At 40.6% G+C, this 23,429-nt stretch carries 24 protein-coding genes and 1 riboswitch; of the genes, 22 read left to right on the top strand and 2 right to left on the bottom strand.

Annotation, left to right across the window (positions count from 1 at the left end; genetic code table 11):
- Positions 1-61 precede the first annotated feature (61 nt).
- The 5 genes from MHI46_RS10635 to MHI46_RS10615 all read left to right on the top strand — a co-directional run bounded on the left by MHI46_RS10635 (position 62) and on the right by MHI46_RS10615 (position 5,146).
- Positions 62-784 (top strand): response regulator transcription factor, encoded by a 723-nt coding sequence (locus MHI46_RS10635; protein WP_003215596.1) that lies wholly within the window; start codon positions 62-64, stop codon positions 782-784.
- Positions 781-2,562: an ATP-binding protein gene (locus MHI46_RS10630; RefSeq protein ID WP_058837972.1), complete on the top strand. Its 1,782-nt coding sequence runs from the start codon at positions 781-783 to the stop codon at positions 2,560-2,562. The genes MHI46_RS10635 and MHI46_RS10630 overlap by 4 nt, the downstream gene beginning before the upstream one ends.
- A 202-nt stretch (positions 2,563-2,764) precedes the next feature.
- Positions 2,765-3,373, top strand: a complete 609-nt coding sequence (gene sigX, locus MHI46_RS10625) for an RNA polymerase sigma factor SigX (protein ID WP_039179611.1) — start codon at positions 2,765-2,767, stop codon at positions 3,371-3,373.
- The gene (locus MHI46_RS10620; RefSeq protein ID WP_064497553.1) at positions 3,285-4,394 is read left to right on the top strand and encodes a hypothetical protein; all 1,110 of its coding nucleotides are present in this window, start codon (positions 3,285-3,287) and stop codon (positions 4,392-4,394) included. Before sigX ends, MHI46_RS10620 begins: the two co-directional genes overlap by 89 nt.
- Before the next feature lie 104 nt (positions 4,395-4,498).
- A complete protein-coding gene (locus tag MHI46_RS10615) occupies positions 4,499-5,146 on the top strand; it encodes a M23 family metallopeptidase (protein ID WP_064497552.1) in 648 nt (215 codons plus the stop codon).
- A 35-nt stretch (positions 5,147-5,181) separates the two neighbouring features.
- Here the strand turns inward: MHI46_RS10615 and serA are convergent, their stop codons facing one another.
- Complete coding sequence (serA, locus tag MHI46_RS10610; protein WP_064497551.1) at positions 5,182-6,756, bottom strand: phosphoglycerate dehydrogenase; 1,575 nt, start codon at positions 6,754-6,756, stop codon at positions 5,182-5,184.
- 287 nt (positions 6,757-7,043) lie between these two features.
- Positions 7,044-7,174, top strand: a riboswitch (FMN riboswitch).
- Positions 7,175-7,318: 144 nt separating this feature from the next.
- On the opposite strand from serA, the gene MHI46_RS10605 reads away from it, so the two are divergent.
- Entirely contained in the window at positions 7,319-7,900 is a 582-nt protein-coding gene (locus MHI46_RS10605; protein ID WP_081258390.1) for an ECF transporter S component, read from the top strand.
- A gap of 34 nt (positions 7,901-7,934) precedes the next feature.
- Here the strand turns inward: MHI46_RS10605 and MHI46_RS10600 are convergent, their stop codons facing one another.
- A complete protein-coding gene (locus MHI46_RS10600) occupies positions 7,935-8,183 on the bottom strand; it encodes a ferredoxin (RefSeq protein WP_003215700.1) in 249 nt (82 codons plus the stop codon).
- 267 nt (positions 8,184-8,450) lie between these two features.
- On the opposite strand from MHI46_RS10600, the gene MHI46_RS10595 reads away from it, so the two are divergent.
- From MHI46_RS10595 to rpsA, 16 genes are all read left to right on the top strand, one after another.
- The gene (locus tag MHI46_RS10595; RefSeq protein WP_064497550.1) at positions 8,451-9,503 is read left to right on the top strand and encodes a helix-turn-helix domain-containing protein; all 1,053 of its coding nucleotides are present in this window, start codon (positions 8,451-8,453) and stop codon (positions 9,501-9,503) included.
- Entirely contained in the window at positions 9,496-11,004 is a 1,509-nt protein-coding gene (locus MHI46_RS10590; protein WP_058837968.1) for an ATP-dependent DNA helicase RecQ, read from the top strand. The genes MHI46_RS10595 and MHI46_RS10590 overlap by 8 nt, the downstream gene beginning before the upstream one ends.
- Positions 11,001-11,642: a CPBP family intramembrane glutamic endopeptidase gene (locus MHI46_RS10585; RefSeq protein WP_039179606.1), complete on the top strand. Its 642-nt coding sequence runs from the start codon at positions 11,001-11,003 to the stop codon at positions 11,640-11,642. The genes MHI46_RS10590 and MHI46_RS10585 overlap by 4 nt, the downstream gene beginning before the upstream one ends.
- On the top strand, positions 11,587-12,372 hold the full coding sequence (locus tag MHI46_RS10580; RefSeq protein WP_247544539.1) for a LysM peptidoglycan-binding domain-containing protein: 786 nt from the start codon (positions 11,587-11,589) through the stop codon (positions 12,370-12,372). Before MHI46_RS10585 ends, MHI46_RS10580 begins: the two co-directional genes overlap by 56 nt.
- A 64-nt stretch (positions 12,373-12,436) precedes the next feature.
- Positions 12,437-12,892 carry a DUF2663 family protein gene (locus MHI46_RS10575; protein ID WP_151284389.1) on the top strand — a complete coding sequence of 152 codons (456 nt, stop codon included), beginning with the start codon at positions 12,437-12,439 and terminating at the stop codon, positions 12,890-12,892.
- An 89-nt stretch (positions 12,893-12,981) separates the two neighbouring features.
- The gene (locus MHI46_RS10570; protein WP_151284388.1) at positions 12,982-13,770 is read left to right on the top strand and encodes a metallophosphoesterase; all 789 of its coding nucleotides are present in this window, start codon (positions 12,982-12,984) and stop codon (positions 13,768-13,770) included.
- A 165-nt stretch (positions 13,771-13,935) separates the two neighbouring features.
- Entirely contained in the window at positions 13,936-14,514 is a 579-nt protein-coding gene (locus tag MHI46_RS10565; protein ID WP_024428080.1) for a genetic competence negative regulator, read from the top strand.
- A 196-nt stretch (positions 14,515-14,710) separates the two neighbouring features.
- On the top strand, positions 14,711-15,985 hold the full coding sequence (locus MHI46_RS10560; RefSeq protein ID WP_007500982.1) for a Glu/Leu/Phe/Val dehydrogenase: 1,275 nt from the start codon (positions 14,711-14,713) through the stop codon (positions 15,983-15,985).
- A gap of 124 nt (positions 15,986-16,109) precedes the next feature.
- Complete coding sequence (locus MHI46_RS10555) at positions 16,110-17,081, top strand: YpdA family putative bacillithiol disulfide reductase (RefSeq protein WP_126681711.1); 972 nt, start codon at positions 16,110-16,112, stop codon at positions 17,079-17,081.
- Between the two features lie 154 nt (positions 17,082-17,235).
- Positions 17,236-17,892, top strand: a complete 657-nt coding sequence (gene prsW, locus MHI46_RS10550) for a glutamic-type intramembrane protease PrsW (RefSeq protein WP_024422824.1) — start codon at positions 17,236-17,238, stop codon at positions 17,890-17,892.
- Between the two features lie 134 nt (positions 17,893-18,026).
- Complete coding sequence (gene sleB / locus MHI46_RS10545; RefSeq protein ID WP_342502821.1) at positions 18,027-18,935, top strand: spore cortex-lytic enzyme; 909 nt, start codon at positions 18,027-18,029, stop codon at positions 18,933-18,935.
- A gap of 16 nt (positions 18,936-18,951) precedes the next feature.
- On the top strand, positions 18,952-20,301 hold the full coding sequence (gene ypeB / locus MHI46_RS10540; RefSeq protein ID WP_039179595.1) for a germination protein YpeB: 1,350 nt from the start codon (positions 18,952-18,954) through the stop codon (positions 20,299-20,301).
- Between the two features lie 102 nt (positions 20,302-20,403).
- The gene (locus MHI46_RS10535; protein WP_342502820.1) at positions 20,404-21,051 is read left to right on the top strand and encodes a flagellar brake domain-containing protein; all 648 of its coding nucleotides are present in this window, start codon (positions 20,404-20,406) and stop codon (positions 21,049-21,051) included.
- A 63-nt stretch (positions 21,052-21,114) separates the two neighbouring features.
- The gene (locus MHI46_RS10530) at positions 21,115-21,297 is read left to right on the top strand and encodes a DUF5359 family protein (protein ID WP_251180432.1); all 183 of its coding nucleotides are present in this window, start codon (positions 21,115-21,117) and stop codon (positions 21,295-21,297) included.
- A gap of 71 nt (positions 21,298-21,368) precedes the next feature.
- Positions 21,369-22,046: a (d)CMP kinase gene (cmk, locus tag MHI46_RS10525; RefSeq protein WP_039179588.1), complete on the top strand. Its 678-nt coding sequence runs from the start codon at positions 21,369-21,371 to the stop codon at positions 22,044-22,046.
- 223 nt (positions 22,047-22,269) lie between these two features.
- Complete coding sequence (gene rpsA / locus MHI46_RS10520) at positions 22,270-23,421, top strand: 30S ribosomal protein S1 (RefSeq protein WP_041085926.1); 1,152 nt, start codon at positions 22,270-22,272, stop codon at positions 23,419-23,421.
- The last annotated feature ends 8 nt before the right edge of the window (positions 23,422-23,429 follow it).

Genomic DNA, 23,429 nt, shown 5'->3' with positions numbered 1-23,429 from the left:
GATTCAATTCGGCTTTTTGTTAAAATGAATGTAACAACGGAGAAAGCAGGAGGACTGTCTAATGGAACACACAACTCAAACGAAAATATTAGTCGTAGATGATGAGGCAAGAATTCGCCGCCTTTTAAAAATGTATTTAGAACGTGAAAATTATGAAATCGATGAAGCGGAAAATGGTGATGAGGCGATTCAAAAAGGGCTTCAAACCGATTACGACCTCATTTTGCTCGATTTAATGATGCCTGGTACAGATGGAATCGAAGTGTGTAATCAAATTCGAGACAAAAAAGCGACTCCAATCATTATGCTGACGGCAAAAGGAGAAGAGGCCAACCGCGTTCAAGGATTTGAGGCAGGAACGGATGACTATATCGTCAAACCTTTCAGCCCGCGTGAAGTTGTTTTACGTGTGAAGGCATTGCTCAGAAGATCGTCTCAAACGTCTTATCTTAATACTGGGACAACAACAAAAGATGTTCTTGTGTTTTCTCATCTTTCTATTGACCATGATGCCCATAGGGTGACGGCTGATGGCAAAGAAGTCAGCCTCACGCCGAAGGAATATGAGCTTTTATATTTCCTTGCAAAAACACCGGATAAGGTTTATGACAGAGAAAAACTGTTAAAAGAAGTATGGCAATATGAGTTCTTTGGAGACTTACGAACAGTCGATACCCATGTCAAACGACTTCGTGAAAAACTGAATAAAGTGTCACCAGAAGCAGCGAAAAAAATCGTAACTGTATGGGGTGTCGGATACAAATTTGAGGTCGGCGCTGAATGAAACTGTGGAAAAGTGTTGTAGGAAAGCTATGGTTAACCATTCTTTTCCTCGTCCTGATCGTTTTATCTATTTTAACTGTGCTTCTTTTAGAGTTCATTGAGAATTATCATGTAGAAGAAGCAAAATCTGATTTAACACAAATGGCGAACAAAGTAGCGGTCATTTTAGAAAGCCATGAGGATCAATCGCTTGCAAGATCGATAACATCAGAACTCGCTGACAAATTGACGAGTATTGCGATCATCCAAGAGGACGGGCTAGAGTGGTATTCGTCTGAAAAAGGCGGGAAGCTTCCTGCGATTACAAAGAAACAAATTGAAGCGGACAGCGATTTAAACCAAGCACTGAAAGATCGTAAAAAAATCAGTAAACGTGCAGAACCTGATGCAGGCAATCAAAAAGATGAACGAATTGTAGTCGGTGTTCCATATGAGGCGAACGGAAAAAAAGGCATGGTCTTTCTTTCTCAGTCACTCCTCGCTGTAGAACAAACAACGAAACATACGACGCGATACATCTTCTTAGCCGCTGGAATTGCGATTGTACTGACCACTATATTCGCTTTCTTCTTGTCAACACGTGTCACCTATCCTCTTAGAAAGATGAGAGAGGGTGCACAAGATTTGGCGAAGGGGAAATTTGATACAAAGATTCCTATTTTAACGCAAGATGAGATTGGAGAACTGGCGATCGCCTTTAATCAAATGGGGAAGCAGCTTAAATTCCATATCACCGCCTTAAATCAAGAAAAAGAACATTTGTCTAATATTTTAAGCAGTATGGCTGATGGCGTCATCACGATCAATATTGATGGAACGATCTTGATGACAAATCCTCCTGCAGAACGATTTTTGCAGGCGTGGTATTATGAGCAAAATATGAAGATCAAAGATGGAGATGAACTGCCGCCAGAAGCGCGCGAGCTATTTCATACAGCTGTCAGCACAGAAAAAGAGCAAATGATCGAAGTTACGCTGCAAGGGCGTACGTGGGTTCTTCTCATGTCTCCACTTTATAATCAGCAGGATGTCAGAGGAGCAGTTGCGGTCCTTCGTGATATGACGGAGGAACGAAGACTTGATAAGCTGAGAAAAGACTTCATTGCCAATGTCAGTCATGAACTTCGTACACCAATCGCCATGCTGCAAGGGTACAGTGAGGCGATTGTAGATGATATTGCAGGATCAGAAGAGGAAAAGAAAGAGATTGCGCAAATTATCTACGATGAATCACTTCGAATGGGACGACTTGTAAATGATCTTCTAGATCTAGCGAGAATGGAAGCAGGTCATATTACACTGAATCTTGAATCAACAGATACGGAAGAGCTGACTGAGAAGATCTACCGCAAGTTTCTAGGGATTGCGAAAGAAAAACAAATCGATCTTACGTATAATATTCAAGTGGATGAACCGTACTTTGTATTCGATCCAGATAAGATTGAGCAAGTGTTTACGAATCTCATTGATAATGCCATTCGTCATACACCAGAGGGCGGAGAGGTTCACTTTTCGGTTCAATCGGTGGAAAACGGGCTGAAAATGGATGTGAAAGATTCGGGAAGCGGAATTCCAGAAGAGGATCTGCCCTTTATTTTCGAGCGCTTCTATAAAGCTGATAAAGCAAGAACAAGAGGACGTTCTGGTACTGGGCTTGGCCTTGCGATTGTGAAGAATATCGTCGAAGCGCATCAAGGCTCTATACATGCTCACAGCAAAACGGGTGCAGGTACACACTTCACCTTCTATATTCCGAGAAAAAAGCAGGAACTCGTCTAATCTTGACGAAGAATCTTGTTACATGAGAAACACTTCTTTTCGAAAGAAAATGAAGTGTTTTTTCTATTTTGAAATTTTTAAGGAGAAGTTAAACAAAAAGCCCTTTCCAAACTGTCGAACTTGTAATATATTTGTCATAAAGTTGTAATGTAACGTTTTATAAGAGTCACTCGACAAAAATAAGTGAACGGAGGGGTTTCCTATGCATGAAACCTTTCAAAAAATATATGATTCGTACCATCAAGATTTGTACCAGTTTTTATTTTATATGGTTAAAGATAAAAATCAGGCAGAGGATCTCGTGCAGGAGGTTTACATTCGGGTACTTCACTCATATAAAACTTTTGAAGGAAGAAGCAGCGAGAAAACATGGCTGTTTTCAATTGCAAGGCATGTGGCGATTGACTGGTTTCGCAAACAGCAAACCATTAGACAACGGGTGCTCGGCACGTTTGATTGGGATAAGCAGGATGTAAAAGATCCAGACTTGCTCCCAGACGAACTAGCTGTACAGGATGAAAATACAAAAGAAATTTATGCCGCACTTGATCACTGTACGATTGATCAAAGAGCTGTCATCATTTTAAGGTTTATCCAGGGCTACTCAATCATGGAGACGGCAAAGGCGCTAAAGTTCTCGGAAAGCAAAGTCAAAACAACGCAGCACCGAGGCCTGAAAGTGCTCCGAAAACATATGGAGCTTTTGAAGGAGGAGCTAGTGAATGAAAACGAACAGGTCCGATTGGAGCGAAGAACGAATCAAGGTGTTACTAAGTCAGCTTCCAAAAGTGGAGGACAACCGTTCATCTAAGCAGATATACCAGCAGATGCTGATGGCAAGCGGGAAGAAAAAGAAAAGTGTCAGATGGATCGGTCCAGCGGTGGCAACCGTTGTGGTTTTATTTATGGCGTTTTTAATTTCTCCTCATTTATTTCAGCCGGCAGCTCAAGAACAGCATCAACAGATGAAAATGGACTCAAGTGCTGACAAAGGACAGGCGAATGCCACATTAGAGCCGGTGAAACAGGCAAATGGTACCGCGCACGTTGTTTCTCATGAAGACAAGCAAAAATATATGACGGTTGCATACATAGATGAATCAACATCTCAAGTGGTTCCCATTAGTATTGAAAAAGAGAATGAACATGACCATTTGCAGGAAATAATGAACACATATGAACAGGTGCAGTTGCCTGAAATGACAAAGCCGCTTCAATCTTATCTTGAGATGGTGGACCTTCGTGAAAAAGGGAATACACTTGTCTTTCAGTTAAAAAATGATTTGTCCCTTGATACGATAAAGGAAGCCAATCGGTTTAAAGATATGGTAAAAGAAACGCTGAAATGGAGCAGGTATAAGCAAGTGGAAGTCAAATCTGTCAAAGGCTCTCAGCTTCAATTAGGGGCAAGTGGAAGCATCGGCAGGGTATCGATTGATAAACAAACAAAGCAAGCTTATTACGTATTAGAAAATAAGAGCGGGACTTTTTTGGTGCCCTCAAAAACGCATTATTCTTCTTATGAAGAGGCGGTAGAGGCCATGAAACGGTCGAGTGATTCTGGGCTCGAACCATTAATTAAAGAAGAATCCATTAAAGAAGTGACATCAAAAGGTAAGCATGTGACCATCACGTTTGGAGCATCAGCAAAATTATCGGACTCAATTGATCATATTCTACTCATTGAAGGTCTGCTGCTCACAGCGAAAGATTTTGGTTTTACAGATGTCACCATCCAATATGCAGGAACAGATCAAGTAGGACCTTATGAATTAAACGAACCAATAGAGGTACCGGCTCTGCCGAATCCAGTTGTCATCAAAGATCGTTAAAGGACGCAAGTAAGTCATTGCGTTCTTTTTTAATGTATATAAAATGGCCTTCTTGCTGTATACTAAGCTGTCATGAAAAGAACCTCAAAGAAGGGGAGTCACTGATGAAAAGGTATTGCTTCATAGGTGCAAGCTGTTTTTTGTTCTTCATCTTAGCACCATTTGCCCATGCGCAGCAGACAAACGAATGGGTGGAGCCAGTGAAAGGAGAAGTCACTGACTTGTTTGGGACAAGGGGCGGCTCGCATAAGGGATTAGATATAGCTGCGCCAGAAGGAGAATCCATTTTTGCTGCAAGTGAAGGTGTGGTTACGCGTTCGTATGTATCGGCTACATATGGAGAGGTTGTGTTTATTCAGCATCCAAACGGGTACGAAACCGTCTATGCTCATTTACACGAGCGTTTTGTGAAAAAGGGTGACCAAGTACAAGCAGGAGAGCCAATTGGCATCATTGGCAACACAGGAGCCTCTAGAGGCACTCATTTGCATTTTGAGGTACATCGTGGCAATTGGTCAGTCAGCAAAGAGGATGCGATAGATCCGCTCAAAATGATTGCAGAGGAACGTTTCAAAGAGCCAGCTCTTCATGTAAATGGACATGAAACAAATACATATGTCATTCAAAAAGGGGACACTCTTTGGTCAATAGCAAAGGCGCATGAAATGACTGTGGAACAATTGAAAAAGATCAATGAGCTGACCACTCACCTCATTCGAACAGGAGACCGTTTAATGGTTTCAAAAAAATAAACCCCATGCTTTTGCATGAGGTTTATCACTGTTTTTTAAAGGTCAATCAGGCGGACAGAAAGAATATCCTGTACTTCCGTTAATTTTTTCACAATTTCATCCTCTAGATGCTTATCAAAAGAAAGCATCATAATGGCTTCGCCGCCTTTTTCTTTACGTCCTACCTGCATTGTTGCGATGTTGACATCGTGGTCGCCTAAAATCTGTCCAACCTTTCCAATCACACCAGGTGCATCTGTATGCTGGATGTAGACAAGGTGTCCATCTGGATAAAAATCAATATTAAATCCATTAATAGAAACAACGCGTTCCCCTAGATGCGGGATGTAAGTCGCTTTTAGAGTAAAGGTTGAAAGGTCACCTTTGACTTCAATAGAAATACTGTTTTCGTAGCCAGATTCGCTGGAAGAAATTTTCTCACTAAAGCTAATGCCGCGTTCTTTTGCGACCATTCCAGCATTTACTTCATTCACAGTCGAATCAACGCGCTCTTTTAAAAAGCCTGAGAGGAGACTTTTTGTGATAAAGGATGTTTCGAGTTTTGAAATAGAGCCTTCATAAGAAATGCCTACTTCTTTTACCGGTTCTCTCATTGATTGAGAGACAAGACGTCCAAGTTTTCCTGCAAACTGATGATAAGGCTGAATCTTTTTGAATTCGTCTTTTGTCATCGCTGGTAGATTAATAGATGACATGACAGGAAGACCTTTGGCAAATTGAAGGACTTCTTCAGATACTTGCGCTGCTACATTTAATTGTGCTTCTTTTGTAGAGGCACCAAGATGCGGAGTTGCAATGACGTGTGGATGATCCACAAGCGGATTATCAGTTGGAGGTTCTACCTCGAATACATCGAGTGCAGCTCCTGCGACATGGCCGCTTTCAAGTGCCTCAAGAAGGTCAGCTTCGTCAATAATGCCGCCGCGTGCACAGTTTACAAGGCGAACTCCTTTTTTCGTTTTTGCAATCGTTTCTTTATTGAGAAGTCCTCTTGTTTCTTTTGTTAATGGCGTATGTACAGTAATGATATCTGATACTTCGAGTACTTCATCGAGTGGTTTCGCATTGACGCCAATTTTTTCTGCACGTTCCTTTGTGAGAAATGGGTCAAACACGTTGACTGTCATGCCAAACGCTCTTGCACGCTGGGCGATTTCACTTCCGATTCTGCCTAAGCCGACAATCCCAAGAGATTTTCCGTAAAGCTCAGCACCAACATATGCACCTCTGTTCCATTCTTTTGATTTGACAGAAATATTGGCTTGCGGAATATGACGCATAAGTGATGAAATCATGGCGAACGTATGCTCAGCTGTCGAGATCGTATTACCGTTTGGTGCATTGATCACAATGACGCCATGCTTGGTTGCTTCATCAATGTCAATATTGTCTACTCCCACACCGGCACGGCCGACAATTTTTAATGAAGTCATTTTTTCATAAAGCTCTTTCGTTACTTTCGTGGCACTTCTGACAAGTAAGGCATCAAACGTGTGTAATTCATCTTCTGCGTCTGCTACATTTTTTTGGACAATTTCAACAAAATCTGATTCTAAAAGTGGTAGAAGACCATCATTGCTCATCTTATCTGAGACTAATACTCGAAACATCGTAAGATTTCCTCCTAAAATAAACGTCATAAATATCTGATAATTTACCATATTCCTTTTCACTGTGTCAATCAAATTAAAGCAGTAAAGTAAAAAAGAAAACACGAACATTTCTTTGTGTCTTTATAAAGAATGAACACCTTTAAACAAAAGATAACCAATTTTTGCGCATTTGTCATTAGAATTTTTGTGTTTTTTACGATTTCTTAAAACTGATGAATTTGCTCAGGATTTTTATCTGTACAAATGCTCATATATCATATATAATGATGTCGAATTGAATAATGATCAATCTTCGGGGCAGGGTGTAATTCCCTACCGGCGGTGATGAGCATAGTCTCTAAGCCCGCGAGCCTTTTTGGCAGGATTCGGTGTGATTCCGAAGCCGACAGTATAGTCTGGATGGGAGAAGATGGAGGTTCATAAACGTTGAAAACATTGATGTTTACACGTTTATTTGTCTAGCCCAATTTCCCCGCTCCTGTTTTCAAGGGCGGTTTTTTTGTGGCTAAAATGGAACAATCCTCTTTTCGAAAGATTTGATCGAAAAGGAGAGAGAATATTGAATCAAAGTAAAGTAAAGCGTTTAGTCGTTACCAGTATGCTCAGCAGTATTTCGTTTGTATTAATTTTATTGGATTTCCCTTTCCCGGGTCTTCCAGCGTATTTGAAAATTGATTTCAGTGATATCCCGGCGATTATTGCAATTTTAATTTATGGACCGGGTGCAGGTATTGCTGTTGAGGCATTAAAAAATGTACTGCATTACCTCATTCAAGGCAGTATGTCCGGCGTTCCAGTTGGGCAAGTCGCGAACTTCATTGCAGGCACATTATTTATCTTGCCAGTCGCCTTTATGTTCAAAAAAATAAAATCAGCAAAAGGGATGGCATGGTCTATGATCGCGGGTACATTGCTTATGACTGTGATGATGAGCATTTTAAATTACTTCTTATTCCTGCCAGCTTACACATGGTTCTTAAACGCGCCAGAACTATCCGATCATGCGCTCAAGACGACCATTACAGCAGGGATCTTACCATTTAACTTTATTAAAGGCATCATCCTTACCATCGTGTTCAGCCTCATTTTTGTGAAAATGCGTCCATGGTTTGAAAATAAACGCCGACTTCAAAATAGTTAATATAAAAAAAGCCCCTGCATAAGGGGCTTTTATACTATTCATGCTTAAGTGGGTCACCCTCGAAAGATTCGTCCGCAACTTTGATTGAATCCGTTGGACATCCTTCAAATGCATCAAGCATATCTTCTTCAAGTACTTCTGGAACTTCTACAGTTCCTTGGTTGTCATCAAGCGTAACAAATGCAATGCCTTCATCATCATAATCATAAATGTCTGGAGCAGCTGCACCGCATGCGCCGCAAGCAATACATGTGTCTTTGTCTACAATTGTATATTTTGCCATGTTAAAAAAATACCTCCCAGATTGTTCGATGGAACAAATGGTCTAACCTTTTTAGTTTCACCGATAAAAAACAATTTCCTCAAACCTTATTGTAATGATTTTAATTTCACATTTCAACTGTAAAGTGATTGAGAATGCTTATCACATAAGGGTTTGTTCATAACTTTCCCCCACAAATTGAGTTTAAACATTTCTTCTTCTATGAAATCTGTTAAAATAAAGGGAGAAAATATTCGAATTTTGTCAGGAAGACAGGTGCTTTGGCGAATGACTCTTCATTATTTGGATGTCATGTTAATGGACAGCGTATATAAATTGAACGGCGAACGCTCCATAAGTGCTGTCTACCATCTTTTTAAAGGAAAAAAATCATCACAAACCATACAGGATGCAAGTTTATTTCAGCTTTCAAAGTACTTCGGCTGTTACCCGGGGTTTACGAGGGAGCAGCTGAATCGCTCTACTATAAAACTTGACGAAGAGCAATACATCAAAAAAACGGGGGAGACATTCACTGTTACAGATGCAGGACAGCGTATGCTAAACCAGTATTTTTTAGAAAAACCGATGCCCGTTTATTTTCATGGTGCAAAATATCATGATAAAGCAAAGGTGCTATGGATGAGGCTCTCCTTACTTGTACAAGTGCTTTCTCACCATATGGCTGGATCGTATCAATATGTCCCAATACAAAGAGATGTATCCGTACAAAGCTGGACGAAATCCTTCTTAAAACAGCATCACGAGAAGAATAAACTTTCAGAAGAGCTGCATCATGAACTAGAAACACTCCTTAGCCGTATAAGTGATCAAGAGGCGCTGATTTTTGTTTATTCATTGACGTCAAATGAAAGAATCGGGCGTACGTATCAGCAAATGGCAGAGTGGCTAAAAGAAGATGTGTGGTATGTGTACCTGCTTTTTTGGAATGTCCTCCATTATTTTATTCATGCTGCCCAAAAAGGTGAGACGCAGCTCATGCAAAAGCTCGTAGGTGACCTTGAATTCAAACGCGTGCTAACAACCTCTACTCACAAAACGCTCGAACTTGTGCAAAAAGGCTTTGATATTGATCAGATTGCTCATATTCGTTCATTAAAAAAGGCAACGATCGAAGACCATATTGTCGAGCTTTCCATACATGAACCGAACTTCTCAATAGAGCCGTATGTGAGCGAAGAAGCGCAGCAGGCCATTCATGCAGTAGCCAGAGAGCTTCAAACAAATAAAATGAAGCTGATTAAAGAAAAACTCGAACATTCATTTACTTATTTTCAAATACGATTGGCTCTGACAAGGATGGTGAAAGCAAATGGATAAGCTTCATCAGACGCTCATGCGATATTTTGGTTACGACTCATTTAAAACAGGTCAAGAGGACATTATTCAAAGTGTACTGAATCAAAAGGATACGGTTGCCATGCTGCCTACTGGCGGCGGGAAATCCATCTGCTATCAAATTCCCGGCTATATGTCAGATGGATTAGTTCTCATTATTTCGCCGCTGTTATCGCTTATGGAGGATCAAGTCGAACGAATGAAAATGCGCGGAGAAAAACGAGTGGCGGCACTGAATAGCACATTGTCTTTTCAGGAGAGACGACATATCATTCGGCATTTGCCATCATATAAGTTTTTATTCGTCGCCCCTGAGGCATTAATGTCAGAGGTACTGCTAGAACAGCTCAAATCGATGCATATTGGTTTGTTCGTCGTCGATGAAGCCCATTGTATATCCGAATGGGGGCATGATTTCCGTCCGGAATATTCCAAGCTGGGAGAATGGAGAGAAGCGTTAGGTCATCCTGTCGCCTTAGCACTGACGGCAACTGCAACAAAACAAACACTTAAAGATACCGTGCAAACGTTAAGATTGCAGCATCCGGATTTTCATATTCATTCTGTCAACCGGCCAAACATCGCTTTAGTTAAAGAAGCGCACGAAACGAAAGAAGCAAAAGAAAAACGGGCTATTGAGCTTGTGGAATTCCTGCAAGGCCCCGGTCTGATTTATTGCCCGACCCGGCAAATGACAGAAGATATGGCGCTTTTTATGAAACAAAAAACCCATCAGCGTGTAGAGTATTACCATGGCGGAATGGATGCAGGAGACCGCATGCTGATTCAGCAGCAATTTATCAGCGGACAGCTTGATCTCATTTGTTGTACAAGTGCTTTTGGAATGGGAATTGATAAAGCAGATATACGATTTGTTATTCATATGAGCCCGCCGCAGTCAATTGAAGCATTTATGCAGGAAATTGGAAGAGCAGGACGGGACGGGAAAAACAGTGTGAGCATTCTTTTATATACAGAAGAGGATGCGGACATTCAACAGCATTTAATACAAGCCGAGGGCTTTGATGATCCAGAAATTGATTTTTTCTTAGCTAGACTGACACAAACGCAGACAAATGATGAAAAAAAATTACGTGAACAATTGATGGAATCAGGGCTTCAGGAGACACGGGCAAGAATGCTGATCCACTATTACAGGATGTATCAGTCTGAACAGCCGCGTGTGCTCCTGATGAAACTGAAAGAGAAATTGCAGGACAGACAAACAGAAAAACTGAGAAAAGTGTGGCAATTTAAGGAGCGGATCACAGATCATAGCTGCTTTAGACAATCTCTGTTATCATACTTTTACGAACAGCTTGATCAAACGGAGGCCGCATCCTCTGGCAATTGCTGCTCTTCTTGCGGACTTGACCTGTCTCATTATGAAAAAAAAGAACAACCATTGGAGCTGAATGAAATGAAACACTGGAAGACCGTGCTGGATCGTATGTTTCATCTGACAAAAGAGGCGCAGCATTGATCGAACAACATCGCCGAATCATTGAAAAATTAACCGATCGACAAGTCGTAGAACAGCTGTATTTTACGCAGCTGCTGATGCTGGTTATTTCTTTTTTACTAGGGATATTTATGTTCGATCATTGGACAGATTTCACATCCCTGTGGGAGATCCATGATGTGCGGATACTGACTTATGGAATTGGCGGCGCTGTGCTTGTAATCATTGTTGATGCAATTGTCATGAAGGTGTTTCCTGCTCATATGTATGATGATGGCGGATTAAATGAAAAAATGTTCAAAAACCGCAGCATCCCGCATATTGTTTGGTTAACACTGCTCATCGCCTTTTCAGAGGAAATTCTATTCCGAGGGATCGTCCAGCAGCAATTTGGATTGGAGATTGCTAGTATCGTGTTTGCGCTCCTTCACTTTCGCTACTTATCAAAAATACTCTTGTTTATCCTTGTGGTTTCCATTAGTATTTTTTTAGGACTTTTATACGAGTGGACGGGGAATTTATTTGTTCCTGTCATGACCCATTTTGTCATTGACTTAGTCTTTGCTTGTCAAATTCGTTTGAAATATAGGGGGAGGGATGAACATGGAAGAAATGTCGAGAATGAAGAGAAAGAAGGAGCAGCTGACAAACATCCATGACGATGAGGTTGAGAAGATTTTTGAAGAAGAAGTACAGCCTTCAGATGACTCTCACTTTCCTACACGAGAAGATTTTCATGAATATAAAAAGCAGCGCACGAAAAAGGTTCGCAATCCATTGTTTACAACACTGGCTATTATCTTTCCTATTATCGTCGTCACGGTGTTCTTCCTTTTGATCTACTACACGTCAAAGGAAATTAACCATAATAATAATCAAGATGTATATAATATTGATTCTACATCAAGTGCTGACACAGACCCAGTCCCGTCAGCACTTGCCGAAACGAAAAATGACTCAAGCGCTGATAAAGCAGATGCGTCTGATGATGAGAAGCAAAAGAAAGATGAAGAAAAACAGCGATCGAAAGAAAAAGCTGAACAGAAGAAAAAAGAAAAAGCTGCTAAAGAGAAAGAAGAGCGTGAACAAGCAGCGAAAGAAAAAGAGCGGGAGCGAGCTGAAGCTGCCAAAAAGCGTGAACAGCAGCAGCTAGCCCTGCAAAAGCAACAGGAAGAGAAAAAACGAAAAGAAGCTGAAGAGAAAAAGAAGCAGGAAGAAAAGCCAGTTCGTGTCGTGCAGCACACTGTTGGTCCAGAGGAAAACCTGTATCGAATTTCAATGAAGTATTACAAAAACCGTTCGGGTGAAGAGAAAATTAGAGCCTATAATCATTTGAAAGGTAACAGCGTGTACAGTGGTCAAGTGCTGAATATTCCACTAGAAAACTAATCATCTGACATGAATGAAGAAGCACGCACATACATATGTAGAAAAAAGGGACAGGGTGTATGTGATGACATTGCACGCAATCAGCCGATATATGGATCAGCCAACACAGAAGATGATGGAAACATTGATCAAAAGAAAGCATAAATATGAGGGTTTTGCCAAGCAGTGCAAAAGGTGGCAATGGACAGCCCTTCTATCGCTGGCCATTCTTTTGTTTTATTTTGTGATCACGGCAAATGCGGGAGGCGGCTCGCTTCAGCCAGAAGCGATGATTGCCACACTGCTTGGTCATGAAGTTTTTCTGTTTTGGATCATGGCTGAGGTCTTTGCTTTTTATGCCTCTTATTACTATAAGAAAAAAGAAGAAAAGGCTGAAGATGAATATCATCGGCTTCGATGTGAAATTATACAAAAGAGCACAGACTTATGGTCGCAATCAAATCAGTGGAAAGAGCGCGAGACGGTTTTTCACTATATGCAGAAGCAATATGACATTAATCTCTATTATGAAAGTAAATAAATGAGAAAAAAAGACGTTTAACAGTTGAAACGTCTTTTTTCATTCAAGCGTCTTATGAAAGAGAAAGATATGTAAGGGAGCCATTTGTGATGAAATATGCCATCGGATTTACTGCCGCCATTGCGGCTGTTACAACAGGTGTGTGTGTAACGGCAAAAATGGTGAAAACGGCAAAACAAAACAACATCAAAAAGCATTACTTTACAATAGAAGCACTTCAATCAGACCGGCCTGCTGTCATTTTCTTTATTTCTGATACACACAGACGTCTCATCAGTGACACTTTATTAGCGGAAATCAGACAGGAAGAGCCAGATGTGATTATGATTGGCGGAGATTTAGCAGAAAAAGGTGTGCCCTACGCAAGGATTGAAGAAAATGTGAAACGTTTATCAAAAATTGCGCCGGTTTATTTTGTTTGGGGAAATAATGATCATGAGCTGCACCAGCAAAGGTTGAAAGAGATTTTTCATGCATACGATGTCACGACTTTGCAAAATGAAACGGCTGTATGGAATTTCGAAGGCCAGCGAATTAAAATCGGAGGAATTGATGATATTCGGCTTGAAAAAGCAGATTATGAAGCGATACGGCCAGAGTTTGTGAAAGAAGATGTCAATATTCTCTTATCGCACAATCCAGATGTACATCATTTGATGAGTGAAGAAGAGGGAATCGATCTTGTCCTGAGCGGTCATACGCATGGGGGACAGATCCGAATTGGGAAATTTGGACCGTATGAAAAAGGAAGAACAGGCCAGGTCAAAGGTGCGTTCTTTCTCATTAGTAATGGCTACGGTACAACAAAAATTCCCTTGCGTCTCGGAGCAGAACCAGAAACCCATCTGATCTATTTAATGCCTCTAAAAACGCGTTAACTTGCGGCACCCTCAATATTTTCCATAAAAGTCACCGTAAGCATAGCTTCATGCTTGTCTTCCGTCTTGACACAGTGTAAACTGAATACAAAATTAAGAACCTATGACTCATCATCTCATATACTACAGTATGATGTGTGTTTAGAAGAGGCAGGAGGGAACGTTATGCGACTGGAGCGTCTGAATTATAATAAAATCAAAATTTTTCTCACACTAGATGACCTGACAGACCGAGGTCTTACGAAAGAAGACCTTTGGAAAGATTCGTTCAAAGTCCATCAGCTGTTTAAAGACATGATGAACGAGGCGAATCAGGAGCTCGGTTTTGAAGCGAATGGACCGATTGCTGTTGAAGTATTTTCTCTTCAGGCGCAGGGGATGGTCGTCATTGTCACAAAGAGTCAGCAGGAAGATGCTGATGATGAGTTTGATGAAGATTACATTGAGATGCAAGTCAAGCTCGACGAGAGCAAGCATGTGCTCTATCAATTTGCCTCGTTTGAAGATGTGATTCAACTGTCCCATAGTTTAAGTCGTATTGGACTTTTAGGGGGTACAGTTTACCATTATGAAGGTCAATATTATCTCAGCCTAGATGATGTTGGAGAACTATCTGCTGATACAGTCATTTCGATTTTAGCAGAGTTTGGTTCACCTACGACACTCACCATTCACCGGCTAAAAGAGTATGGAAAAGTGATCATGCAAGAAGATGCTGTGAAAACGATTCAAATGTATTTTTAATCACTTTTTTCTATTATATTTAATACTGTTGTGATGAAACAACAGTATTTTTTTATATCCTTTTTTATATTTATAAACGCTGATATTTTATTTTGATAAAAAACGCTTTTTACCTTTGCTTTACCAGTACGAAGGTGTATACTATTGCTTGAAAGGGAGCAGTAGATCATGAAAGATTTCTAGGGGGTTTATTTTAATGGCAGCCGATCAAAACGCCGCTCATAACGCAGAAGATAAGCTAGATGTTTTAAAGTCAACTCAAACCGTCATACATAAAGCGCTAGACAAATTAGGGTATCCGCAGGAAGTGTATGAATTGCTGAAGGAGCCAATTCGTCTATTAACGGTCAAAATTCCAGTACGTATGGATGATGGATCTGTGAAAATCTTCACTGGTTACCGCGCACAGCACAATGATGCTGTCGGTCCAACAAAAGGTGGAATTCGTTTCCACCCGAACGTTACGGAAAAAGAAGTAAAAGCGCTTTCAATTTGGATGAGTTTAAAATGTGGAATTGTGGATCTTCCTTATGGCGGAGGAAAAGGCGGTATTATCTGTGATCCAAGAGAAATGTCATTCAGAGAGCTTGAAAAACTTAGCCGTGGCTATGTTCGTGCCATCAGTCAAATTGTTGGACCAACAAAAGATGTTCCAGCACCAGACGTGTTTACGAACTCTCAAATTATGGCATGGATGATGGATGAATATTCTAGAATTGATGAGTTTAACTCGCCAGGATTTATTACAGGAAAACCAATTGTTCTTGGAGGATCACACGGACGTGATACTGCAACAGCAAAAGGTGTGACGATCTGCATCAAAGAAGCGGCGAAGAAAAAAGGAATTGACATTAACGGGGCTCGTGTTGTCGTACAGGGATTCGGAAATGCAGGAAGCTACTTAGCTAAATTCATGTATGATGCTGGAGCGAAAATCGTAGGGATTTCAGATGCGTACGGCGGATTATACGATGAAGATGGTCTAGATATTGACTACTTGCTTGACCGACGTGACAGCTTTGGAACCGTCACTAAATTATTTAACGATACAATTACAAACCAAGAGCTGCTTGAGCTAGATTGTGATATCCTAGTACCTGCAGCCATTGAAAACCAAATCACAGAAGATAATGCGGCAAACATTAAAGCCAAAATTGTCGTTGAAGCAGCAAATGGTCCAACGACACTGGAAGGAACCAAAATTCTTTCAGATCGTGGTGTACTACTTGTCCCAGACGTACTTGCGAGTGCGGGTGGTGTAACTGTTTCTTACTTTGAATGGGTTCAGAATAACCAAGGGTTCTACTGGACTGAAGAAGAAGTTGAAACTCGTTTAGAAGATATGATGGTGAAATCATTTAATAATATTTATGAAATGGCGCAAAACCGCCGGATTGATATGCGTCTTGCTGCATATATGGTCGGTGTACGTAAAATGGCTGAAGCTTCTCGATTCAGAGGCTGGATTTAAGCGGCTGATTTGCATCGCGCCTTAAAATCTCCTATCCTTAAATAGGAGATTTTTTTATGGAATGGAACAAAGAATCAAACAGCCCAGCAATTGTTATTGCAGTGAAATGACAGGAGTGGAACAAATGAAACAAGAAAAAGCGATCATAATAGGAGGCGGCCCATGCGGACTATCAGCTGCCATCGCATTCAAGCAAATTGGGATTGATGCACTTGTGATTGAAAAGGGGAATGTCGTGAACAGTATTTATCATTACCCAACACATCAAACCTTTTTTAGTACAAGTGAAAAGCTTGAAATCGGTGATGTCGCTTTTATTACTGAGAATCGTAAGCCCGTTCGTATTCAGGCACTTTCCTATTACCGAGAGGTCGTCAGACGAAAAAAACTGCGTGTACATGCTTTTGAAAAAGTAAACGCCGTGAAGAAACAAGATGGCCGTTTTACGGTGAATACATCAAAAGACGATTATTCATGTGATTACGTCGTCATTGCGACTGGGTATTATGATCATCCAAATTATATGAACGTCAAAGGAGAAGACCTTCCCCACGTGTATCACTATTTTAAAGAAGGGCACCCATATTTTGATAAAGATGTGACGGTGATCGGCGGGAAGAACTCCAGCGTGGATGCTGCACTAGAACTTGTGAAATGCGGAAGCAGAGTCACTGTGCTTTATAGAGGAACTGAATATTCATCCAGCATCAAACCTTGGATTTTACCAGAGTTTGAAGCGCTTGTCCGTAATGGAACGATTCGAATGGAGTTTGGCGCGCAGGTGAAAGAAATCACAGAAGAAGATGTGATCTTTACAAACCAGCAAAATCAAACGGATCGAGTGAAAAGTGACTATGTATTTGCCATGACTGGCTATCATCCAGATCATTCTTTCTTAGAAAAAATGGGTGTCACGATAGATCAAGAATCAGGCCGTCCAGCATTTGATGAACAAACGATGGAAACGAATGTTGAAGGTATTTTCATTGCAGGAGTCATTGCTGCTGGAAATAATGCGAATGAAATTTTCATCGAAAATGGAAGATTTCATGGCGGACTCATTGCAGAAGAAATCAACAAAAGAATCAACGGATAAAAAAAGAACTGGATCCTTCAAAGGGGTTCAGTTCTTTTTTTATAAATTGGGATTATATAGAAATTTATTTTTAGAAAAATGGGCCCGAGTCATATAAAAAAAGGGTAAATCATGGTACGATAATGAAGGATAATGTAGGGAAAGAGGTCTGGTTATGATCGCAATCATCTCAGCAGGTTTAGCTCCCGGCATCGCACTTTTAAGTTATTTTTATTTGAAAGATCAGTACGACAATGAGCCGGTTCATATGGTCATCAGATCTTTTATGCTAGGTGTCATACTTGTGTTTCCAACCATGTTTATTCAATATGTCCTTCAAGAGGAAAATATCGCAACAAACCCTATCTTGATTTCATTTGTGACGTCGGGCTTTTTAGAGGAATCATTAAAATGGTTTATTTTAATGGTCAGCGTTTATGCGCATGCCCAGTTTGACGAACACTATGACGGGATTGTGTATGGAACGAGTGTCTCACTTGGTTTTGCAACACTTGAAAATATTCTTTACTTAGTCGGTCATGGGGTCGAATATGCATTTACCCGTGCTTTATTACCTGTATCAAGTCACGCATTATTTGGTGTTGTGATGGGATTTTATATCGGAAAAGCCCGCTTCTCTGATAAAAAAGAGCAACGCAAATGGCTGATCCTTTCTTTAACGCTCCCTGTGCTGTTTCACGGCCTGTATGATTTCATTCTATTAGGGATGAAAAACTGGGGATATATCATGGTGCCGTTCATGATTTTTTTATGGTGGTTTGGTTTAAGGAAAGCAAAAAAAGCCCGTGCGGTAAAAATGGTACAAATTTAATTTTTGAAAACGTCCTATTTGTTGATAGGGCGTTTTTTTGTCTTTTCCATCCAATTCTCTCCTGTGTTGAATGTATAAAAATAGGGATCGGAAGAAACATATATTCAAACATCAAAAGTACAGGAGGATCAAATATGGATAAAGCTCGTTTCATAAAACAAATCGTTCTTATCTTCTCAATCGTTCTTCTTGCGTCTTCACTTTTGACAGAGAGTAAAAGTGAAGCCTTCACCAGCCAAGTCATCCAGCGGGGCGCAACAGGAGAAGATGTAGTCGAACTGCAAGCGCGTCTCCAATACAATGGTTTTTACAATGGCAAAATTGATGGCGTCTATGGCTGGGGGACGTACTGGGCCGTTCGTAACTTTCAAAGCCAATTTGGCATCAAGAAGGTCGATGGACTTGTAGGCGAGAAAACAAAAAGCTTATTAGTTCAAAAGACGAAATACTACAAAGAATTTGTTCAAAAGCAGCTGCAGCAAGGGAACCAGTTTACCCATTATGGCGGAAAGCCTCTTGATCAGCAAACAAAGGCTCCGAAAAGAAGCTCGCAAAAGAAGACAGCTCAAGGTACAAACGAAAATCAAAAAAGTCAAAGTGGATCATCTGCGAAGTCTGGCAATCAGTCAGGCAGCCAGCAGGGAAATCAAACACCGAAACAAACAGCAGCCAACATGCCTGGTGGTTTTTCTAGTAATGACATTCAGCTCTTGTCGCAAGCTGTTTACAGTGAAGCAAGAGGTGAGCCATATGAAGGACAGGTGGCCATCGCGGCCGTCATCTTAAACCGTTTGAACAATCCGACCTTTCCAAATACGATCGCAGGGGTCATTTTTGAACCGCTTGCGTTTACCGCTGTAGCAGATGGGCAATTTTATATGACGCCAGATGAAACGGCAAAAAAGGCTGTATTTGATGCAATCAATGGCTGGGACCCATCTGAGAGCGCCATTTATTACTTTAATCCTGATACAGCAACAAGTCCATGGATTTGGGGAAGACCACAAATTAAACGAATCGGGAAACATATATTCTGCGAATAAAAAGAGGTGTAAATAAATGATCAGAGGAATATTGATTGCTATTTTAGGAATTGCTGTCATCTCAACAGGTTACTGGGGCTATAAAGAACATCAAGAAAAAGACGCCGTGCTGCTTCATGCTGAGAACAACTACCAAAGAGCCTTCCACGATTTAACGTATCAGGTGGATCAGCTGCATGACAAACTGGGCGCAACACTTGCGATGAACAGCCAAACATCCATCTCACCAGCACTTGCAGATGTATGGAGAATGTCATCAGAAGCGCATAACAATGTCAGCCAGCTCCCGCTCACATTGATGCCTTTTAATAAAACGGAAGAATTTCTGGCGAATGTCGGAGACTTTAGCTACAAATCATCAGTCAAAACTTTATCAGACGAACCATTAAATAAAGATACACACAAAACCATTACAGCCCTTTATAATCAAGCATCAGATATCCAAAACGAACTTAGACAAGTGCAGCACCTCGTCCTTAATAAAAACTTAAAATGGATGGATGTTGAAATGGCGCTGGCTGATGGCGATCGAAAGAACGACAACACCATCATTGACGGGCTGAAAACAGTCGAGAGAAATGCAGATGCGTTTGCAGATGTCGATCTTGGGCCTACAAATGTGTCGACAGAAAAAGAAACACAAGGCTACAATCATCTAAAAGGCGATAAGATTTCAAAAAAAGAAGCGATCCGCATTGCACAGCAATTCACACCTGACCATAATCAACATTTTAAAGTGAGAAAAAGCGGCAGCAAAACCAATCGTGACGTGTATAGCTTATCGATGTCTGATCCAGACAGCCATGCTAACTTTTACTTAGACTTAACTGAAAAAGGAGGGCACCCAGTCTACCTTCTTCAGAATCGTGACGTGAAAAAACAAAAAATCAGTTTGAATGCTGCATCAGAAAAAGCACTCAGCTTTTTAAAGAAGCACGGATTTGACACAGAATCGTTCCATTTAGATGAAAGTGCACAATTTGATAATATCGGTGTATTTACCTATGTGCCTCTTCAAAAAAATGTATTGCTTTATCCTGATAGTATACGCATGAAAGTCGCATTAGATGATGGCGAGGTTGTTGGGTTTTCAGCGAAGGACTACTTAACGAATCATAAAACTCGAGACATCAAAGCACCGAAAATCTCTCAAAAAGAAGCACAGAAAACATTGAATCAGCATGTAAAGATCGAAGATACTCATTTGGCGATTGTGCAAAATGATATGTCAGAGGAAGTTCTATGCTATGAGTTCCTAGGAACGATAAAAAACGATACGTACCGCATGTTCATTAATGCAGATACTGGAAAAGAAGAACGTGTAGATAAACTGAAAAACGCAGAACCTATATATAAAGACCTATAGAAAAGGAAGCGAGGAAAAGGCTAATAAGTCTTTTCCTTTTGTTTTAGACATGGTTTAATATAGGAGAGGATACGATTTCACAGATGAAAAGAGTGATGAGGAATGTTACAAATAGGGGATGCAATCACAATTGAATATGTCAATGAGAACAAAGAAGTGAAAACAGCAAAATCGAAGGTTTTGGAAAATAATAACGATGAAATTTGCATTAATTATCCAGCAGATAAAGAAACGGGCCGCACCATCTACTTAAACCAGCAAACAGAAATCACCGTCTTCTTTTTTGACGAAAATCAAATTCCATACAAATGTACAAGCGAAGTCATCGGAAAAAGAAAAGAAGATATTCCGATGATTGTTATTTCCATTCCGCCAAAAGAAAAAATGATCCGGCTTCAGCGAAGAGAATATTTGAGAGTGGATACGATGATCAAAGCCACCATCATGCAAACGGATGAAGAGCCCTTTGACACGTTTATTGTGAATATAAGTGCTGGCAGCGTGGCGATTGCTGTTCCTGAGGGCGTGTCATTGAAAGATTATGGAGAAGTGGCCACAGAGTTTGAACTTCCCTTAAAAGAGCCTGTAAAAATTAAAGCGGTTGCAGAGATGAATCGAGTATATCAAGATGAACAGTCTGGCAAAACAAGAGCGATCATGGAGTTTTCAGAGATCACAAATGACCACCAGCAGCACATTATGAAATACTGCTTCCAGCAGCAGCTTTTAACACGTGTGAAAAAAGCATAAGAATAAAGGGTGTAAAAAGCTTCCATACTAGAGAGGAAAGAATCTAGCGTGGAGGCTTTTTGTATGAAGACAATGGAAAGATGGTTATTGAAAGTGGTGCTCATTCAGCTTATTTTATTGCTAACTGTTCAGATCACACTTCATTTGACGAAAGGAGAACTTTTTTTGTCAAAAGTCGTGCAGTATGAGGGTGTGAATAACATGAGCATCGAAGAATGGATTGAGACGTTTAAGCAGAAGGATTGATAGAAAATTCCCCCGTTTGAGCGGTGATCGTGTTACAATTCATAAGGGAGATTCAATCAAGGAGAGGTATTATGAAAAAGAAATTATCTATTGCAATTGATGGTCCTGCAGCAGCAGGCAAAAGCACTGTGGCAAAAATTGTCGCAGCCAAAAAATCATATATTTATATTGATACAGGTGCCATGTACCGCGCAATTACACTTGCGGCACTTAATCAAGGTGTAGACCTTGAAGATGAACAGGCACTTGATTCATTACTGAAAAAAACAGTCATTGAACTAGTAACAACAGGCGAGGGTCAAAAAGTCCATCTAAACAATACGGATGTCACAGAGGATATTCGTACAGACCGCGTAAGCAACCAAGTATCGGTTGTTGCAAAGCACAGAGCTGTTCGGGAAGAAATGGTCCGTAGGCAGCAAGAGCTTGGCAAACGAGGCGGTGTCGTTATGGATGGAAGAGACATAGGCACTCACGTACTTCCGGATGCCGAAGTGAAAATTTTCTTGCTTGCATCAGTAGAAGAAAGAGCAAAACGCCGCTTTGAAGAGAATCAGAAAAAAGGCTACGATGTCAATTACGATCAGCTGATTGAAGAGATTGCAAGACGTGACAAGCTTGATTCTGAGCGCGAAGTTTCACCTTTAAAGAAAGCGGATGACGCCATTGAAATTGACACAACCTCCCTTTCTATTCAAGAGGTGGCAGGGAAAATTTTAGATGCAGCAGACCGCGTAGAGAAACAGTAAGAAATTTTAGAAAACTTTAATAAGTTAGAGGTTTATCTCTTGACAAACAAGGTCTTTTATTAGAAGTTTATACTAATACTATTTTTATTGATCATTCAAGCAATTATATTGATTTGAATGTTTCTATAATACATATTCGGCTGGCATTCATCATGCTTAAGACACATATTCGCCCAGTCGTTTTAACTAAGCTGTGTAGGTTTGGACCAAGGAGGTTATCGAAATGACAGAGGAAATGAATCAAATCGATGTTCAGGTACCAGAGGTTGGAGATGTAGTGAAAGGGATTGTTTCTAAAGTTGAGGACAAGCATGTCAATGTAGATATCGTCAATGTGAAACAACCTGGTATCATCCCAATCAGTGAATTATCAAGTCTTCACGTTGAAAAAGCATCAGATGTCGTGAAAGATGGCGACGAGTTAGAGCTTAAAGTAACAAAGGTCGAAGACGATGCTTTGATTTTATCTAAACGTGCTGTTGATGCAGACCGCGCTTGGGAAGACCTAGAGAAAAAGTTTGAAACAAAAGAAGTATTTGAAGCTGAAGTAAAAGACGTTGTAAAAGGTGGTCTTGTCGTTGACATTGGTGTGCGCGGATTTATTCCTGCATCTCTTGTAGAAGCACACTATGTAGAAGACTTCACAGATTACAAAGGGAAAACACTCTCACTTGTCGTGGTAGAACTTGACCGCGAAAAAAATCGCGTGATTCTCTCGCACCGTGCAGTCGTTGAGCAAGAGCAGTTAGACAAAAAGCAAGACTTCCTGCAAAAGCTTGAAGTAGGCAGTGTGATTGATGGTAAAGTGCAGAGGCTTACTGATTTTGGTGCATTTGTTGACATTGGCGGCATTGATGGATTAGTTCACATTTCTCAACTATCCCATGCGCATGTTGAAAAGCCATCTGACGTAGTAGAAGAAGGACAGGAAGTCCAGGTCAAAGTACTTGCTGTTGATCGTGATAACGAACGTATCTCACTTTCTATTAAAGAAACATTACCAGGACCTTGGAGCCAAATTGGTGAAAAGGTAAAACAAGGTGATGTGCTTGAAGGAACTGTTCAACGTCTTGTGAGCTTTGGTGCATTTGTTGAAATTCTGCCAGGTGTAGAAGGGCTTGTGCATATTTCCCAAATCTCTCATAAACATATCGGCACGCCGCAAGAAGTCCTTGAAGAAGGGCAGACTGTCAAAGTGAAAGTGCTTGATGTGAATGAAGACGAAGAGCGCATCTCACTAAGCATTCGTGATTTAGAAGAAAATCCTGAAAAACAAATCGAAGAGGATTATCGTCAATATCAGGCGAAAGAAGAAAACACAAGCGGATTCCAGCTTGGTGACCTGATCGGCGATAAACTCAATAAACTAAAATAATTTGGTGA

This window comes from Bacillus sp. FSL K6-1000 (assembly GCF_038630785.1).
GTDB lineage: Bacteria > Bacillota > Bacilli > Bacillales > Bacillaceae > Bacillus > Bacillus safensis.
Note: the sequence above shows the minus strand (reverse complement) of the source record. Positions and strands in the feature narration are given on the sequence as shown.